Below are 403 nucleotides of genomic sequence, written 5' to 3'. Positions count from 1 at the left end.
GATTTTCCCCGGCCCGCCCTGCCCGACAATGGCGTCGACAGCCGCTTTATCGAGCGTCTCTCCGGCACTCCGGCGCTGCCGGATTTGTTCAAGCGCATGCCAACCCGGCGAGGGATTTACAATCCGGCCGCCCGGGGCCGCGGCATTGTCCGGGAGAGCGCGGCCCGTCAGGCTCCTGAAAGCTTCTGCGGTCGTCACCTTGCCAAAAACCCAGACCTCGATCGGCACCGACGGAAAGGCGTCCGCGATTGCATCGGCAAGACCGGGCCAGCCCGCCACCTCACCCTCCGCCCATGCGCCAAGACCATTCAATCCCACACCGGTACCGGCATAGGCCTCCCGCATCAGCTCATAGGACAGCATGAAGTCCGCATAGCAGCCTGTTGACGAAGTCGGACCTGGA

Annotated in this window: 1 protein-coding gene; it reads right to left on the bottom strand. The window is 64.5% G+C overall.

Annotation, left to right across the window (positions count from 1 at the left end):
* On the bottom strand, positions 1–363 hold a 363-nt coding region (locus E1297_RS00545), incomplete at its 3' end, for a hypothetical protein (protein WP_155132617.1).
* Between the last annotated feature and the right edge of the window lie 40 nt (positions 364–403).

The sequence above is a fragment of the Roseibium sp. RKSG952 genome (assembly GCF_009711355.1).
Note: the sequence above shows the minus strand (reverse complement) of the source record. Positions and strands in the feature narration are given on the sequence as shown.